This window comes from Candidatus Omnitrophota bacterium, assembly GCA_028715965.1.
GTDB lineage: Bacteria > Omnitrophota > Gorgyraeia > Tantalellales > Tantalellaceae > JAQUQS01.
In genome coordinates, this window is record JAQUQS010000009.1 from 39,925 (window position 1) to 55,710 (window position 15,786).

A 15,786-nucleotide genomic window follows, 5' to 3' on the forward strand; every position below is an offset into this window, starting at 1 on the left:
TAGGGCGCATTATAACAATATATACTATATATGTAAAGTGTATGTAAATGCGGGACGTTAGCGTGGCTCTTTACCTGTAGAAAAATAGCTGGAAATTATCGAAGCCGTTCTCCGATCGATACCTCTGGCGATAAGTTCGTCAAAAGAAGCCTCAGAGACCTTACCGCGTGACCCGAATTTTTCCATAAGTTCGCGTTCCCTGGCCGGGCCTATGCCTTTTATGTCCGTGAGCATACCGCCGAAATAAGCCTTCCCCCTCACCTTCCTGTGGTACGTTATCGCGAACCTGTGGGCCTCGTCCCGTATCCTCTGGACCAACGACAAAAGACGCGAACCGGGAGACAGCCTTACGGGGTGCGCGCGTCCCGGCAGGTATAAGTGGTTGTACTCCTTGGCTATACTGGCCAGCATCATATCCTTTATGCCCAGTTCGTCCATGACCGCCATGGCCACCGAAAGATGGCCCTTTCCGCCGTCTATAAGCACAAGATCGGGAAGCTCCCCCTTGTCCGCCACAAGCCGGGCGTAACGCCGCCTTACTATTTCACGCATCATGGAATAATCATCTATGCCGCTGACACCTTTTATCCTGAACTTGCGATATTCCTTCCTCGACGGCCTGCCATGCCGGAATTTCACCATGGACCCTACGGGCTTCTGCCCGGATATATTGGATATATCGAAACATTCTATCGTCTCAGGCATCGCCACGGCCCCAAGCACGTTCTTGAGCTCGTCCAGCTCCCCGTACATGGGCCTTTTCGTCCCGCCGTGGAACTCGCGTACGGCGGTAAGCGCCTCTATTCGTTCTTTTATCGCCATGGACTTTTCATACTCGCGTTTTTCCGCGTGACGTATCATCTTTTCACGCAGCGCGCTGAGAAGGTCTCCTTTCCTGCCCTCAAGGAACTTCTTGAGGTTCTCCACTGTCTCACGGTATTCTTTCTCGGTCACCCGCCCCTCGCACGGCCCCTGGCATTGCCCAAGATGGTATTCCAGGCATACGTTCTTATGGAACCGGCCACATGTCCTCAAGGGGAATATCTTCTTCATGAAAGAAAGCGCGTCCTTCAGGAGCCCGGCATCCACATATGGACCGTAATACAGGGCCCCGTCGTTCACCCTGCGCCTCGTCATGACCACCCTGGGAAAACTCTCGTTCACCGTAAGCTTGATATATGGATAGGATTTGTCGTCCTTGAGGTCTACATTGTACCTGGGAGAATGGTCTTTTATGAGCCCGGCCTCGTAAACAAGCGCTTCCGCTTCCGATGATGCCGGGACGATCCTTATGTCCCTGGTCTCCCGGGCAAGACTGCGTAATTTACCGCTTTTCGCGCTCGAACTCCTGAAGTATGACGATACCCTGCGCCTTAACCTGGCGGCCTTCCCTACGTATATTATCTTGCCGCGTCGGTCAAGGAACATGTACACACCGGGAGAATCCGGCAATGACCTTACCTTTTCCCTGATATCCGGTGTTTTCCGGTCCATACACCCTCTCCCGTCAGGAACTTGGCATCCTGTCACGCAACAAGCCCGTGATCCTCCTGACCCCGGGCACACCGATGAAATAAGCCGATACCACGTATACACCGCCGCTGGCGATCACGGTGCCCACGAGCGTCACTATCGACTTGATGAGCGATCCTCCGGCCCCCCCCTGCAGGAAACGCGCCTTCATGTAACAGGTGAAAACGGACATCACCCCCGCCGCCAGGAGCATCTTCATGGTAGCCAGCGCCAGGCCCTTAGTCCCCGGGTCACCGATACGCCTGGCCAGCAATATGTACAATATGATGAAATTCGTTATCGCGGCGATCGACGTGGCAAGCGCTAGACCCCCTATCTTGAGCGGCCACATAAGGATCAGATTAAGCACGATGTTCACCAGTAGCGAGACGGAAGCGGTCTTCACAGGGGTCTTAGTATCCCCCATGGAATAGTACGCGCTTACCAGGATCTTGATACCGGCATACGCGAAAAGACCGAACGAATAGTAAAAGAGCGCGGCCGAGGTTATCCCGGTGGAATACGCCGTGAACTCGCCGCGCTGGAAAAGTATCCTCATCATGGGCTCGGCCAGTATCATCAGGCCGAAGATAGCGGGCATCATTATGGTGAACACCGTTCGAAGCGAGAACGCTACCGTATCTCGGAACGCGTTCATATCCCTGGTCGCGGCCTCACGGCTGAGCCGCGGGAGCACGGCCGTAGCCAGTGATATCCCGAATACCGCGAGCGGCAATTGTACGAGACGGTTGGAATAATATAAAGCCGCGACCCCTCCGGCGCCGACTACCGACGACAGTGACGCCAGTATCGTATCCACGAAAACGCTCATCTGGTAAACGGCGGTACCCAATGCCCGCGGAAGAAGTAATTTCCCGATCCTGGACGCTATCGGATGGGCTATCCTGAACACGCCTTCAAGACGGAACCCGCGTTTCACGAGCGGCGGTACCTGAATAAGGACCTCAAGCACCCCTCCTCCAAGCACTCCCGCCACTATGCCTTTTACGCCGTACACCGGGCACAGGAATACCAGAGATGTTATCATTGCCATGTTAAGTATCACCGGGGAAAAAGCGGGGGTCGTGAAATAATTGAACGAGCTGAGCACTCCCTTACAATACGCTACGAGTCCAAGGAACAATATGTATGGGAAAAGCCATCTCGTGAGATCGACCGTTATACGGAATTTCTCCGGCGTAACAACGAACCCGGGAGCTATCAGCCGTACCAGCACAGGCGAGAACAGCACTCCCAGAACAGAGAGGGTGATAAGCACCATTAACATCAGGTTAAGTATAACGCGGGCGGCTTCCCAGTACTCCTTTTCCGGGCGCGTATGCCTGTATTCGGTAAGTATCGGCACTATAGCCGCGTCCGTGGCCCCTTCACCCACCATGTCCCGAAGCATATTGGGCAAGCGGAAAGCCACGACAAAAGCCTGGGCGAAGATATTGGTCCCGAAGAACCTGGCGAGCATTATATCACGTATGAACCCCAGTATACGGCTTGCCGTAGTCGCGGAACCTATTATACTTGTTGACTTTATGAGTTTGCGATTGGACATGTGTTTTCCCCGGGGCACGGAGGCCCTGTATTTATCTCTATAATGATATCATAGAAGTGAAAATATGCCAGTTTTACTTTGGTCCCGGCCGTGGACGCCTTTCCCCTCCCGCAAAAAAGCGTTGACAAAATATTTGGCGTATGTTAGATTATGCACCTAAATTAATTGTTTTGCGAAAGTTAAGCATGTAAAGGAGTTAAGTTCTATGCCCAATAAAAAAGCAGCTATTAAAAGCCTCAGAAAAGACAAGAAAAAGCACGCGAAGAACAAAGCCGTCAAATCTGAGCTTCGCACACTGACGAAAAAAGCGCGTCTTTTGATAACGGACGGCAAAAAGAACGAAGCCGAGACCCTGCTTCGTACGCTCGAGTCAAAACTGGACCGGGCCGCTAAAAGCCATATCATAAAAAAAGAGAACGCCGCGAGGAAAGTATCCAGGTTGAGAACGCATTTCGCTTCCGCGTCAAAAAGCGCCTCTTAAGGTCTTCACGGCCGGACAATAAAAAACCACGCATGCATATGCGTGGTTTTTTTTATTGTCCGGCAAAGTTCATCTCACCCCGAACACTTGCGCTTTCTCACTCGTTATCTCTTTCATGATACTGTCCCGCAATGTGCGCCAATACCGCGAGTCATATCCTTTCCCGTCCATGACCTTGCGCATCTCGTCCGTATCCAGGGCCAGCACTTCATCTATGAGGCTCACCAGCCTGCCATATTCGGCGAACGCCGTATCCGGCAAGGCAAGCGTCATGTTGTGCGCGATCCGCCCAATAGCGGCGGCTTTTTTTATGAGTTCCTTGTCATAAGACATCGCGGTCCCGGATGAAATGTCGGGCACGCCTATGCCAAGGCTCTCGAATTCCGCGACCAGTTCTTTTATCTCCTCTTCGCCAAGTTCTGAACGTGAAAGCAGCCCTATCATCGCCCGGTCGGCTTCCTCATTGTCCCCATCCTGGCTTTCCACTCCGGGTATAAGCCGCGATATACTTATTTTCTTTTTCTTCGCCTTAAGCGTGCCTGAAAAATCCCGGATCTCCTTGACCTTTCCGTCAGCGTCAAATATCAGAAAATCATATCCATAGAACCATATGTTACCGGCCTTACTGTCCGGCTCTCCCTGGATACGCGTGACCTCATCCATCCCGGAACCTGTCCCGAATACATCCGCTTCCGTCGTTGCGCCCGCCTGCGCGCCTTCTTCCACATACGGTTTATAGGCGGCGGAATATATAACGTTGACCACAGGTATATACTTACCCAGTTCCTTGGCCACTCCCTCTGTAAGAGGCACGATATCTCCCCGGGGTACATCCAGGAAATCTATGACCGATTCCAATCCCTCCGCGTCTATTATGATTATATACGGCTCTTCCTGGGGAGTACCGTCAAAAACAGGCTGCAGGGCATGGTCGAACTCCAGCCCCGTGAAACAGTCGGAATTCACGCATTTAAGCTCTCCCACCTCGAGTTTCCAGGGCCTGCCGACCATAGCGTAGCATACATCCTCATCCGGGGTCCTCGTTGCCACCCTCATCTGGATAACGCTCCCACGGTCACTTTCTATGTCATAGATATTTATTACGTACCAATTCTGCGCGGCCGCCTCAGCGCACATGGCGGAACAAAATAAGGTCAGCGATATGATGCAGGTCTTTACGGTCTTCATATATGCCGGTATATCGGTAAATATAAAAAAGTATAATCTTAACTATATCACAATATGTCTGTATTGAAAATAGCCGGATTTAAGATAGGGACGCCCTTGTGGTAAATAAACACCCATGGGCCTTTTGGTAGGTCTTTTTGTATCACGAAAGAAACAGGGCCCGATAAGTTTTATCTCATCGGGCCCCGGATCCGTTACAGAGTTAGAGCTTTACTACGTTAGCAGCTTCAGCACCTTTGGGGCCCTGCTTGATCTCGAACTCAACAGCCTGGCCTTCATCCAAAGATTTATAGCCTTCACCCTGAATAGCGCTGTGATGCACAAATACATCTTTACCCGCGTCTTCAGGAGTAATAAACCCGTAACCTTTTTGGTTATTGAACCATTTTACTGTACCTCTAGCCATTTCTTACTACCTCCTTTTAGTGTTTACCTTTAGTAGCTCGCGCACATAAAAAAAACCACAAGGCAATTCGCTCTCCCTTGTGGTTCAAGTTTATTGCGCTCGCCTACTACTTAACGATTACTATTTTACGCTATTATATGACAAAGTCAACAAGATTATGTAAATATTTTATTTTAGGCGTTTTGGCAAAATGAGGCCTTTTCTATCCCCTTCTAAACCCGCCCTGGGGGCCATACCTATCAAAAATGCACCGCGAGCCAGACGGTCTGTTCTTCCGTGGACGTCCATTCGACCCGGTGCTCGGTCCCGGAAGATATGAGTACATGCTCTCCGGGCCGCATATAGAGCTTTCCGCCGGCATTCCGGAAGGATAGCTCGGCCTCCCCGGCGAGGAGCAGTACCCACTCATTCCGCTCCTGGCTGAGCCACACTCCCGGGGGGGTACATTGCCCCTCGGAGACGATACGTTCGATCCGGATCCCGTCCTTCCCGGCCAATTCCTCAAAAAGCTCTTCCTTTATATATTCGGGTATGTCCTCAAATATATTAGGCATACCGGCCCTTCTTTTTCTTGGCGGCTTTTATCCTGGCACCGATCTGCGCTTTCTTGCACCGCTGCGTCCGGGATATGTCCTTTTGCCGGCTGGTCCCCACATGCTTTACCATGGAACCCTCATTTCTCTTGCGCTCCTTTTTTATCACTTTTTTCCATACCGAACCGCTCTTCGACAGCGCTAAGTATACCCATAGTATCCTGGAAATCATCCGACTTGGAGATGACCATTTGCTTTAGGTCGGGATATACCCTTATGGGGATGTCCCTGATATAGCCGTCGGTCTCCTCTACCACGATACGGTCCTTGACGTCGACCACTTCTACGCTGTACGTTCTCGTGGTCGTCAGGTTCAATAAAGTTTTTTTGTCGTCGTTCAGTGGACGTTCAAACGTAAAGACCTTCCCGGCGTCATGCGCTTCAACAACGATGTTATTATCTTTCACACCCTTATAATACACAAAAAACTCTAATTCCATCGTTTTCCCCGTGGAGGGATCCTTGCCTTTAGCGTAAAATACGCTTCTATAGATAATGCCGCCTACCGGGATAGGTTGTTCGGGATTCAGGCCATTCAAAAGCTCCTCTTCCTGGGCATATCCCGGGCTTTCCCATACCGCGACGATGCACAGAAAGACCAGCGAAAATAGTATTCTCCTCATTACCCCTTCCATTCCTGCCTGCCGCCCACAGGCTACCGTTCGATCTTGCCACACGCCTGGCGTTCCCGGAGGATAACTATACTATGGATATGACCTCAGGCTCCACGCCCTGAGCGCGCGCCAAGACCTCTATCTCGGCGAGTTTTTCGGGGGTGACCGTCCTTGACCCGGCCATCGAGGCCGTCGACGCCCCGAAAAGGTTACCGGTATGCACGGCCTCCTCGAACGACTTACCGTTCGAAAGCGCGTAAACGAATCCCGCTTTGAGCGAATCCCCGGCTGCCGTATGGCATGCCACATTTATGTTTATACCTTTTTCCCTGATCATCCTGTCCGTGAGGACAAGCATAAGCCCCGACCTGTCCATAGAAACAAGGACCCCCAGAAGGCCGTATCTTTCCCGGAGCTTCACCGCGTATCTCCTGACCTCTTCCTCGGTTATCGTATCCTTAGTGGTACGGCCGGCCGGCACGAGACCGCTTGAAACAAGGATCTGTACGAATTCTTCCAGGTTAGGTTTTATTATATCCTGCGGGGTATCCCTGGATATCTCCAGGACCGACATGGCCTCCTCGGGCCCGGACATATGCTTGAAATCTATAAGGAACTTGACCCTGTCACCGTATTTTCCCTTAACACGCCTTACCAGGGAGGCATAGCAGGCGAGTTCCCGGTCATACCTTATGGGCCCTCCAGCCGAAAGGAGCATCCATATATTATCCGATCCTCCTTTGGACATTTCCCCCAGCATATCAAGAGCTTTACCGTTGATCTCTTCGACCACGCCTGCCGGAATCCTGTCCGCCCAGCCGTCCATCGCCGGAAGATGTTCCCTATCAACTATATTATATATTTGTACCTGCTGGTCTTCTCCCGTAAAAGGGATGAATTCGGTTATTATGCCTCCCGCGAGAAAATTCTTCTTCCATTCGGATGTTATCACTCCGTCATTATTACCCACGAGCGCTATAAGAGCGATATACTCACCGAAATGGCTGAACACCTTTGATACGTTCACCTGGTCCCCGCCCGAGTCCACACAGCATTCCACCAGCTCAAGCCCCCCGTCCGGCCCGGTCTTCCATTCCATCGTGACGTCAAGAGGGCCGGCATGGTTCACCGCCAGCACTCTGGTCCCCGGCAGGGACGCTTTCCCCGAACCGGTCCCGCTCCCCTTACCGGCACAGATACAAGCCTCCCCCATGGTCTTTATGACATCCCCGGCGATCTCGCGGTTTATCCGCCTTTTTTCACGGTCCGGAAGACCCCCGTAACGCCCTATCGCCTCCCTGAGGTCCGGACCCGTCAAACGGTCCATCCCAAGATCGTTCAATAATGCTCCTTCTATGCTCATTAGTACGCGCTCCCTCTTTCTATATCTTGATATTATAGGCGACCCTGATATTTTACTCTTTTCGAGGCCGGCAGTATATACCTTTTTTCCCCTTTTTCGGCCGGAAAAGGGGGACTTGCCTTTCCCCTGTCCGGCGTGACCGGATATACCAAAATTATGTTGTCATTTGGGCTTAACGATGGTAGACTAATAGCCTCTTGCGTATAGCTGTTCTGATATCCGTCGGAACAGATAAAATCAAGAAGAGTTACCGGATACGTTAGCGAGCGAATTCCTTTCAGATATATAAAAGGGGGTTCTTATAATGGTGAGAAAGATACTCTTTGTCTCCGATTTCGACAAAACCCTTTCTAAGGGGGACGTTGGATATATATTAAGCGGAAAGCTGGGAATATCTCCTGAAAATTTCGACAGGAAGATCGAAGGCATAAGAAGCCGGAACATCGTACAACTCGGTGGCGAGCTCGCCCATCTCATTACACGTGATCCCGACTATACCGGAAAGGTCACGAAGGAACTTCTTTATGAGGTCGGCAAAGAGATCGAGCTGAAAAAAGGCGTGCCCGAGCTTATGAGCATATTGGCCAAAGGCATAGACAGCTGCCGTTTCAGCACGTATATCGTATCAGCGGCTCCCAAAGAATGTATCGAGAAAGCGGTAGCGGGCATTTTCCCAATCGAGAACATCTACGGAACGACATTCCTCTTCGACAAGAACGTTGTCCAGGACGTCGAAAGAACTAACGCCGGACACGCGAAAGTAGCTACCCTCGACATGTTGAAACAAAAAGAGAACGTCACCAGGTACGCCATAATATACGTGGGTGACGGCTCGAGTGACGTGCATGTGATGTTACACGTCAAATCTTACCAGGGATATACCATAACCGTTTCCCCGGCACCCTACATGGGGCATATATGCCGGAGAAGCGTTATCTCGGATAACGTGCTGGCCATACTGGTGCCTATCCTCCAGGACCTCCTGAAATACGACCAGGGCAAGGTCCGGGAGTTCTTTGAGGACAGGAACCACACTATACTGGAATGGAACAGGGCCGACACGGAGTGGCTGGACATCACTTAATCAGAAACAAGGAGGTCTCGTTTGAAATCGAAGAAGTATCCAATATGCAAGCGCTATGAAGGCAATCCCATCCTTACGGGAAAGGATTTTCCCGCTGACGCGGACATCAAGAACGTATTCAATTCCGGCATCGTAAAATACAAGGACACATATGTAATGGTCTGCCGGGTGGAGAACTCCGCCCTTGTCGACCGTTTCTGGATCGCGGAAAGCAAGGACGGTTATAATTTCAAGCCGCGGCCGAAACCGGTGGATATGCCTCATAACGACCCGGAATTCAAGGAATATACTTGCGGCATGTACTACGACCCGCGCGTGACAAAGGTCGGGAACGACTATTACATCGTCCATGCCGCGCATAGCGGCCACACATGCAGGCTGAGCCTGGTAAAAACAACGGACTTCAAGAAATTCAAATGGATGGGCTTCATTTCCGAGACCGATAACCGCAACGGCGTGCTTTTCCCGGAAAAGATCAACGGGCTGTACGCGCGGCTCGATCGGCCCAATACCGGTGCCGACACCGGCGACATCTGGGTATCCTACTCCCCTGACCTCATCTTCTGGGGAAAGAGTAAATGCGTTTTCAGGAACTGGGAAGGTATCCGCTGGGCCTGGACAAAGATCGGCCCAGGTGCCGCGCCGATAAGGACACGCGAAGGATGGCTCACGATATTCCACGGGGTGCGGGCACAATGTAAAGCGCATTTCGTCTACCAGCTGGGCGTTTGCCTGCTGGACCTGAAGGACCCGTCAAAGGTCAAGGCCATGTCCGCGGACGCTATCCTGATACCCGAGGAACAATACGAGCTTGTGGGACAGACCCCCAGCGTGGTATTCACATGCGGGGTGGTCCCGGAAAAGAACGGCGAGGTCAAAGTTTATTACGGCGGCGCTGATACGGTACAATGCGTGGCCACAACCACTATAAAGCGTCTAATAGACGCCTGTTATAATCGCTAAAAACAAAGGAGGAAGCGTAGTGCAGGAAACCAACGTTACTAATAGGAAAAAACCTCTACGAGATCGGCTCCCGATCCCCACGAAATTCTTCTACAGCCTTGGCACGGCGGTCGATATGTGGGGCCTCTGGCTGTACCCGGCTGTCGCCTTCGCGGTTTTCAACATGTACCTTGGTGTTGAACCTTGGTTGGTTGGGTTGGCGCTGACGCTAATTAGGATCTGGGACGCGATCGTGGATCCCGTAGTCGGATGGCTATCAGATAACCTGCGTTCAAGGCACGGACGCCGGCGCCCGTTCATACTTATAGCCGGTATATTGAGCGGCTTGTGCCTGCCGATCCTGTTCCTTGTATCGCCGTCGTGGGTGGAGATAAAATTCCTCGGCGTGACAGTAGTCTTCTGGTACATGATGCTGTCGACCATGTTCTACATCCCCATAATCAGCGCCTTTACGGTGCCCTATTACAGCCTGGGCGCGGAAATGACGCCTGACTATGAGGAACGTACATCCATCATGTCCTATCGCTGTATGACACAGAAAGTCTCGGAACTGGGAAATTTTTATGCTTTGCGGTTCACCAACCTTGCCTGGTTCCTCATCCCGGGCACGGACCAGAAGAACACCCTGCTGGGTATGCAGGTATACACGGCGTTATTGGGCCTGGTCATGGCCATCTTCGCGCTGGTCATCTTCTTCAGGGTCAAGGAACGCTACTATGACAAGGTGGTCGTGAACGTCAAGGAGAAGATATCGATATTGAGCTCGTTCGGCGAGACCTTGAGGTGCAAACCGTTCCGTAACCTCATTATCATGGGCGGTGCCTTTACTCTCGGCACCAGCATGGTAGGTTCTCTCGGTTATTACGCCACCGTATTTTACGTCTCCCAGGGGAACAAGATACTCGGTGACAATTGGCAGTTCTGGATGGGTGTGGCCTTCATGATCGGCGGCCTCATAGGCGTTCCGCTCCACGCTATGCTGGCGCATAAGATCGGCAAGCGTCGGGCCGCGGTGGTAGCCTGCCTGGTTGGTATATGCGGTTACGGCGGGTCCTGGTTCCTCTACACGCCGGCCATCCAATGGCTCCAGACCACGGCTTCGGCCCTCATGGGTATGGCGGCGGCTTCTCTCTGGATGCTGCACTCTTCCATAGGCGCCGACATCATAGATTATGACGAGATGAACACGCATGAAAGGCGGGAAGGTTCTTTCACCGCGTGCGGTTCCTACATCCTTAAATTAGGGAACTCACTGGGTTATTATTTCTCAGGCCTTATCCTGACATGGTCCGGGTTCACCTGGAAGCTTACGATACAGGCGCCCGAGACCATCTTCTGGATCAGGGCGAGTCTTGCTTCCCTGCCGGTCGTAGGGCTTCTGGCCGCGATATTCTTCGTTCTGAGGATACCTCTTACGAAACAAAGAACCCACGAGATACGCGAAATACTTGAGGACCGAAGAGGCACGGTATAGTCCGGTCCGGGTACTAAGTTACAAATAAAAAGCCCCCATCTCTGATGGGGGCTTTTTATTTCGCGGAGAACGACCAGGATCCCGGTCCTGTTCGTATTATTAACCGTTCTTGGCGTACTTCGTATTTTTCCTGTATTCCCGGGCCAAACTGCAGATCTTATCAAGGGAGACCTCCACCTCTTCCCATCCCCTTGTCTTAAGTCCGCAATCCGGATTCATCCATATATTCTCCGCGCCGAAAAGTTCTATGCCCTTATCGAGGATACGTCTTATCGTGGCGTTGTTAGCCGGGTATTTGGAATGGATATCCCACAAGCCTGGACCTATTTGCCGCCTGAACCCCGCCTTCGCGAACACGTTAAGGACCTTACCTTTTTCTCTTGCCGTTTCTATGGTTATTACGTCAAAATTCATTTTGAGTATACGGTCTATTATGGTCGAGAACTCCGAATAACATAGGTGGGTATGTACCTGGACTTTTTCCGGCAATCTTGTGGTCAGGTTAAAACTTCTTATCGCCCAGCTGAAATAAGCATCTTCCTTCCTTTTCTTGATGGGGCAGAATTCCTTTATCGCCGGTTCATCTACCTGTATTATCTTCACACCTTTCGAGACAAGGTCCCTCGCCTCTTCGTTCAAAGCCCTGGCAAGTTCAAAAGCAACCGTACTTATTGGTTCGGTCCTCACGCAAAAACCCCAGGCAAGAATGGTCACAGGACCGGTGAATATACCCTTGACCGGCCTGTCTGTCAGTTTCCCCGCGTATAAAGTTTCTCGCAGGGTAAGAGGTACTTTCCTGTATATTTTATCCATTACAATAGGCGGCCTGTACGCTCTCGTGCCATAGGATATGACCCATCCGTTACTTGTGGTCAGGAAACCCTCCAATTTCTGGGCGAAGAATTCCACCATGTCGGTCCTTTCGAACTCACCATGGACAATGACATCGAGTCCCAAGTCCTCTTCTTTCCTTACAAGTTCCCTTATTCTTCCTTTGAGAAAATCACGATACTCCCCGGCCCCTATCTGTCCCTTCCTGTATCCCATCCTCATCTTCCTTACTTCGGCGTCCTGGGGAAAACTTCCTATCGTGGTCGTGGGAAATAACGGCAGGGCCAGTTCTTTAGCCTGTAGCTTTTTCCTCTTATCGTAGACCTTCTCCGGTAAAGACGCGGTATCGAATATGCCTTCGGTTCGTCTTATCTTCGTGCCCGCGACAGCCTCGCTCCACTCCGTCGCTTCTTTTTTATCGCCGTAAAAAGCTTTTTTTATCAACCCCAGTTCATGCATTCTTTCTAACGCAAAGCTCAAAAGATCCCTATGTGAGCGTTTCAGCCCGTTTTCGAGGATCGTTGAGACCGGTAAATGGAACAAGGGGGCGCTATTTGAGACCAGGATATTTTCATCGCCGGTCCCAGCCGCCTTCTTGATATCCTTAACAAGCCTGACCTTTGCTTCTATATCAGAACGCCTCACGTCCCTTCCGTCGACCACTCCACATATGAGATGCCTGCCGCTGGGGAACCCGCACTTCCTGAGATTGTCGAGGTTATCTTTCCCCGCGACAAGATCAAGACCCAGACCGGAAAAAGGCACATCGTAAAGTTCCTTTAAAAAATCTACACTACCGTAATACGTAATAAGGCTGATCCCCGGCCCTTCCGATATCATCCTTTTAAAGTTCCTAACTATACTCGTGACATCCGCTCCCGGGACATCCAGGCAGAACGCGGGCTCTTCAAGATGAATGGCCTTTACCCCTTCCCCCTCAAGCCTCTTAAACAGTTCCCCGTAAGCTCCACATATATCATTGAAGGTTTTTTCGAAATTCCCCTCTACCCTGGAAAGTTTTAAAAAAGTATAAGGTCCTATTATCGATATCGGCTTATCCTTATCCTTAAAGCGCCTGAAATACGCCATGGGTTTATTCCAGGAAACCTTGAACTTCTGGTCCCTTTTGATGACAGGCACCAGATAATGATAATTAGTATTGAAATATTTTTTCATCTCCAGGGCTTTTTTACCCCTACCGTATGCGAAATAATCATCCAGGTCTTTCGCTTTGTAGACACCGAACATAAGCGCCGTATCGAGCATGTTGTCGTAATAGGTGAACTCCCCCAGGGGGAATATATCAACATGCTTTTGGTATCCTAAAAGCCTCTCTTCTTCAAGCCGGTACATTGCCTTAACAAGTTCCTTTTCCTTGAGGCACCCGCTCCAGTAAGCTTCAACATTTTTTTTGAACTCCCTTCCCCTCCCTATCCTGGGAAAACCATAAGCGTAAGTCTTCATATTCCCTCCCCGTTAAGTACATCATCCGGATATTTCATAAATATCGATCTTCTCGTTAAGCCGTCCGACCAACACTTTCGTGTGTTTTTTGAAACCATATTCGCCTTTTATCTCATCTTTTGCGGCCTTACTCAAGATTATGCCGCTTTTGACCTTTTTGGATGCCTCTTCATTCATAAGGAACGTCCTGTTGACCGCGTCACCGTATATATCTTTTGATGAATGTTCGGGATGTCCTATAGTCCCGAGGTATATATCTCCCGTGTTTATGGCTATGACCAACGCGTCCGTATTTGCGCATTTCCTTATATCGATCGACGCTTTTAAAGCCCTTTCGGCGTGACCGTTCCCGGTGAAAAAGCAAAGAAACCCGTCGCCGATATACTTGACCGGAACGCCATCGTATTTCAGGATGGATTCCGTCATATGATAAAAAACGGCATTCGCCCATTCCGCCACCTGTCTGGTACCCATTTTTGTGGACTTTACGGCGAAATCGTTCATGCTGGAAACCAGTACCGAAGCCTTGAACCCTTCCTCTCCCGGCTCATTTACCCCGAGAACATGATCCGTAGAAACTTCCATCATCCTGGCGAATTTGACAAGGGTGTTTATATCCGGATGGTTCTCGTCCCTTTCCCATTTAGAAACAGCCTGAGGACTGACCCTCAAAGCGTTCGCCAGATCAAGCTGCGTCAGTTTTTTCTTTTCCCTTAATCTCTTGATGATCTTTCCTATCTTCATGTTACCTCCAGTGTATATTGGTAAAAAAAAATTACAATAACGCTCCGGTTGATAAAAATCAACCGCCAGAAACAACAAAACCGGCCCTACAGGGCCGGTTCGACGCGCTCAAAAAATACAGAGCGACCTTTTCCCTCACCCCAGGAGGTACTTACCAAAACTGGCAATAGACCGGGCTCGTCCGGATACTCCGGCATTTCCGTTGCTGGTCAGCGTCCCGATTCCCACGGGAACTTCCTTTGCCTGTGCGGTTATGTTTATCATTTCAAATATACCACTTCCGCTAACCCCTATCAACCCTAACAGGATAAGAAGACCCATTTAAAGACGGGTTTGAGAGCAAAACCAGTAACAGCTTTAGCTTCAAGAACAAAAACGGTTTTAATTTCACCTGGACTTCACTTTTCCGTAAGCCCGCGTTCACACTCCCCTGATACACTGTACCCGAAAAAGAAGGACAAAAATAAGGAGGAAAACATGGAAACGTTCTATCAGATCTGCGGAACACAGGAATTTTGCCTGTGGTTCTCACCCGGCGTACAGGGTATCCTGGCCGTGGTCACTTTACTCGCCCTACTCGTCCCGGCAGGCGTATATCTCGCTTCTCCGGAACGGGAATTCGACGAGGACGAGGAAGATATCTGGCCATATATCGAGGAGGAACTCCGCGGCATATTGAGTTCGGGCTACTTCCCCCTACCCTCTGTTGAGGAAGAAGAGGAAGAAAAAGAACTCGTAAGGCAGCGGTAAAGCGACCGGACCGAGGACGCACCAGGCCAAAAACTCTCTAGTTTTCGGCATTTCCTGGGGCCACGCCCCGGGTCATCCCCACATTTTCACCCCCATTTGCCAACATCAACCCGACGGGAGGATAAAAACCGTTTTTGCCCGAGGTTACGCCCCATACTCAAAACGGTTTTGATCACTTGTAGGGTACAGGTTTGAGATCAAAACCAGTGACAGCTTTAGCTTTGAAGACAAAAAGGGTTTTGGTGAAATGCTATTAACTGTTCTATCTCACAAAGTCCATATACATGGCTATTATAAGCGCGATCGCTGACAAGAAAAAAATGAAAAAATAGTTCACTCTTTCTTTTTTAGAACCAATACCACAAAGAATAGAATTTATTAGCGCGTAATCATCGCAATCTAGTGGCTTGTTTTTTGTGATCTTCTCAGATAGACCGCTTTCCTCAATGCGTTTGGCACGGGCATGTCCAACCTTGAATTTATAAACAAAGAACAGGAAAAATCCAATTATCCCTATATACCAGGCTATACTTCCATAGATAGGCTTCAAATGCATCAAAACCGTGACTACACGTATAGCAACAGTCGCTATCAATCCGATCAAAAAGAAAAGCCAAGCGGCAATAGAATCTTGACAGCTCCTGTATCCCCCACAACTTAAGGAGTGATCTGACCTTGTGTTTTTGTTTGTAGTATCTTTCATAATATATGTCATTAACGGTTCTCGAAACCCCTCTGGGCTCTGCATCCAA

15 protein-coding genes are annotated in these 15,786 nt (G+C 50.3%); 5 read left to right on the forward strand and 10 right to left on the reverse strand.

Annotated features, from left to right (window positions below; translation table 11 throughout):
- Nucleotides 1–57: 57 nt before the first annotated feature.
- Nucleotides 58–1,494 carry an excinuclease ABC subunit UvrC gene (locus tag PHH49_05730; protein ID MDD5488443.1) on the reverse strand — a complete coding sequence of 479 codons (1,437 nt, stop codon included), beginning with the start codon at nucleotides 1,492–1,494 and terminating at the stop codon, nucleotides 58–60.
- Nucleotides 1,495–1,507: 13 nt separating this feature from the next.
- Nucleotides 1,508–3,079 (reverse strand): murein biosynthesis integral membrane protein MurJ, encoded by a 1,572-nt coding sequence (gene murJ, locus PHH49_05735; protein MDD5488444.1) that lies wholly within the window; start codon nucleotides 3,077–3,079, stop codon nucleotides 1,508–1,510.
- Between the two features lie 205 nt (nucleotides 3,080–3,284).
- Between murJ and rpsT the strand changes: the two genes are divergently transcribed.
- Nucleotides 3,285–3,560 carry a 30S ribosomal protein S20 gene (rpsT, locus tag PHH49_05740; GenBank protein ID MDD5488445.1) on the forward strand — a complete coding sequence of 92 codons (276 nt, stop codon included), beginning with the start codon at nucleotides 3,285–3,287 and terminating at the stop codon, nucleotides 3,558–3,560.
- Nucleotides 3,561–3,629: 69 nt separating this feature from the next.
- On the opposite strand, the gene PHH49_05745 is transcribed toward rpsT, so the two are convergent.
- The 5 genes from PHH49_05745 to PHH49_05765 form a co-directional block, all read right to left on the reverse strand.
- The gene (locus tag PHH49_05745; protein MDD5488446.1) at nucleotides 3,630–4,748 is read right to left on the reverse strand and encodes a hypothetical protein; all 1,119 of its coding nucleotides are present in this window, start codon (nucleotides 4,746–4,748) and stop codon (nucleotides 3,630–3,632) included.
- 202 nt (nucleotides 4,749–4,950) lie between these two features.
- Nucleotides 4,951–5,154, reverse strand: a complete 204-nt coding sequence (locus tag PHH49_05750; GenBank protein ID MDD5488447.1) for a cold shock domain-containing protein — start codon at nucleotides 5,152–5,154, stop codon at nucleotides 4,951–4,953.
- 239 nt (nucleotides 5,155–5,393) lie between these two features.
- Nucleotides 5,394–5,708, reverse strand: coding sequence for a cupin domain-containing protein (locus PHH49_05755; GenBank protein ID MDD5488448.1), 315 nt, complete (start codon nucleotides 5,706–5,708; stop codon nucleotides 5,394–5,396).
- 119 nt (nucleotides 5,709–5,827) lie between these two features.
- Nucleotides 5,828–6,370, reverse strand: coding sequence for a hypothetical protein (locus tag PHH49_05760; GenBank protein MDD5488449.1), 543 nt, complete (start codon nucleotides 6,368–6,370; stop codon nucleotides 5,828–5,830).
- Between the two features lie 76 nt (nucleotides 6,371–6,446).
- Entirely contained in the window at nucleotides 6,447–7,724 is a 1,278-nt protein-coding gene (locus PHH49_05765) for a PfkB family carbohydrate kinase (GenBank protein MDD5488450.1), read from the reverse strand.
- A 304-nt stretch (nucleotides 7,725–8,028) separates the two neighbouring features.
- On the opposite strand from PHH49_05765, the gene PHH49_05770 reads away from it, so the two are divergent.
- The 3 genes from PHH49_05770 to PHH49_05780 all read left to right on the forward strand — a co-directional run bounded on the left by PHH49_05770 (nucleotide 8,029) and on the right by PHH49_05780 (nucleotide 11,245).
- Entirely contained in the window at nucleotides 8,029–8,808 is a 780-nt protein-coding gene (locus PHH49_05770) for an HAD-IB family phosphatase (protein MDD5488451.1), read from the forward strand.
- Nucleotides 8,809–8,829: 21 nt separating this feature from the next.
- Complete coding sequence (locus PHH49_05775) at nucleotides 8,830–9,771, forward strand: glycoside hydrolase family 130 protein (protein MDD5488452.1); 942 nt, start codon at nucleotides 8,830–8,832, stop codon at nucleotides 9,769–9,771.
- Between the two features lie 115 nt (nucleotides 9,772–9,886).
- The gene (locus tag PHH49_05780; GenBank protein ID MDD5488453.1) at nucleotides 9,887–11,245 is read left to right on the forward strand and encodes an MFS transporter; all 1,359 of its coding nucleotides are present in this window, start codon (nucleotides 9,887–9,889) and stop codon (nucleotides 11,243–11,245) included.
- A 99-nt stretch (nucleotides 11,246–11,344) separates the two neighbouring features.
- Here PHH49_05780 and metE read toward each other — a convergent pair whose 3' ends face one another.
- Together metE and PHH49_05790 are read right to left on the reverse strand one after the other, a co-directional pair.
- A complete protein-coding gene (metE, locus tag PHH49_05785) occupies nucleotides 11,345–13,540 on the reverse strand; it encodes a 5-methyltetrahydropteroyltriglutamate--homocysteine S-methyltransferase (protein ID MDD5488454.1) in 2,196 nt (731 codons plus the stop codon).
- A 21-nt stretch (nucleotides 13,541–13,561) separates the two neighbouring features.
- The gene (locus PHH49_05790) at nucleotides 13,562–14,284 is read right to left on the reverse strand and encodes a helix-turn-helix domain-containing protein (GenBank protein ID MDD5488455.1); all 723 of its coding nucleotides are present in this window, start codon (nucleotides 14,282–14,284) and stop codon (nucleotides 13,562–13,564) included.
- A gap of 477 nt (nucleotides 14,285–14,761) precedes the next feature.
- On the opposite strand from PHH49_05790, the gene PHH49_05795 reads away from it, so the two are divergent.
- Nucleotides 14,762–15,034, forward strand: coding sequence for a hypothetical protein (locus tag PHH49_05795; GenBank protein ID MDD5488456.1), 273 nt, complete (start codon nucleotides 14,762–14,764; stop codon nucleotides 15,032–15,034).
- 262 nt (nucleotides 15,035–15,296) lie between these two features.
- Here the strand turns inward: PHH49_05795 and PHH49_05800 are convergent.
- A partial coding sequence (locus PHH49_05800; GenBank protein MDD5488457.1) for a hypothetical protein occupies nucleotides 15,297–15,786 on the reverse strand: 490 nt, incomplete at its 5' end.

Excerpts from the sequence above, each read along its gene's own strand:
- PHH49_05730 (MDD5488443.1), bottom strand. The coding sequence starts at position 1,494 with ATGGACCGGAAAACACCGGATATCAGGGAAAAGGTAAGGTCATTGCCG.
- murJ (MDD5488444.1), bottom strand. The coding sequence starts at position 3,079 with ATGTCCAATCGCAAACTCATAAAGTCAACAAGTATAATAGGTTCCGCG.
- rpsT (MDD5488445.1), top strand. The coding sequence starts at position 3,285 with ATGCCCAATAAAAAAGCAGCTATTAAAAGCCTCAGAAAAGACAAGAAA.
- PHH49_05745 (MDD5488446.1), bottom strand. The coding sequence starts at position 4,748 with ATGAAGACCGTAAAGACCTGCATCATATCGCTGACCTTATTTTGTTCC.
- PHH49_05750 (MDD5488447.1), bottom strand. The coding sequence starts at position 5,154 with ATGGCTAGAGGTACAGTAAAATGGTTCAATAACCAAAAAGGTTACGGG.
- PHH49_05755 (MDD5488448.1), bottom strand. The coding sequence starts at position 5,708 with ATGCCTAATATATTTGAGGACATACCCGAATATATAAAGGAAGAGCTT.
- PHH49_05760 (MDD5488449.1), bottom strand. The coding sequence starts at position 6,370 with ATGAGGAGAATACTATTTTCGCTGGTCTTTCTGTGCATCGTCGCGGTA.
- PHH49_05765 (MDD5488450.1), bottom strand. The coding sequence starts at position 7,724 with ATGAGCATAGAAGGAGCATTATTGAACGATCTTGGGATGGACCGTTTG.
- PHH49_05770 (MDD5488451.1), top strand. The coding sequence starts at position 8,029 with ATGGTGAGAAAGATACTCTTTGTCTCCGATTTCGACAAAACCCTTTCT.
- PHH49_05780 (MDD5488453.1), top strand. The coding sequence starts at position 9,887 with ATGTGGGGCCTCTGGCTGTACCCGGCTGTCGCCTTCGCGGTTTTCAAC.
- metE (MDD5488454.1), bottom strand. The coding sequence starts at position 13,540 with ATGAAGACTTACGCTTATGGTTTTCCCAGGATAGGGAGGGGAAGGGAG.
- PHH49_05790 (MDD5488455.1), bottom strand. The coding sequence starts at position 14,284 with ATGAAGATAGGAAAGATCATCAAGAGATTAAGGGAAAAGAAAAAACTG.
- PHH49_05795 (MDD5488456.1), top strand. The coding sequence starts at position 14,762 with ATGGAAACGTTCTATCAGATCTGCGGAACACAGGAATTTTGCCTGTGG.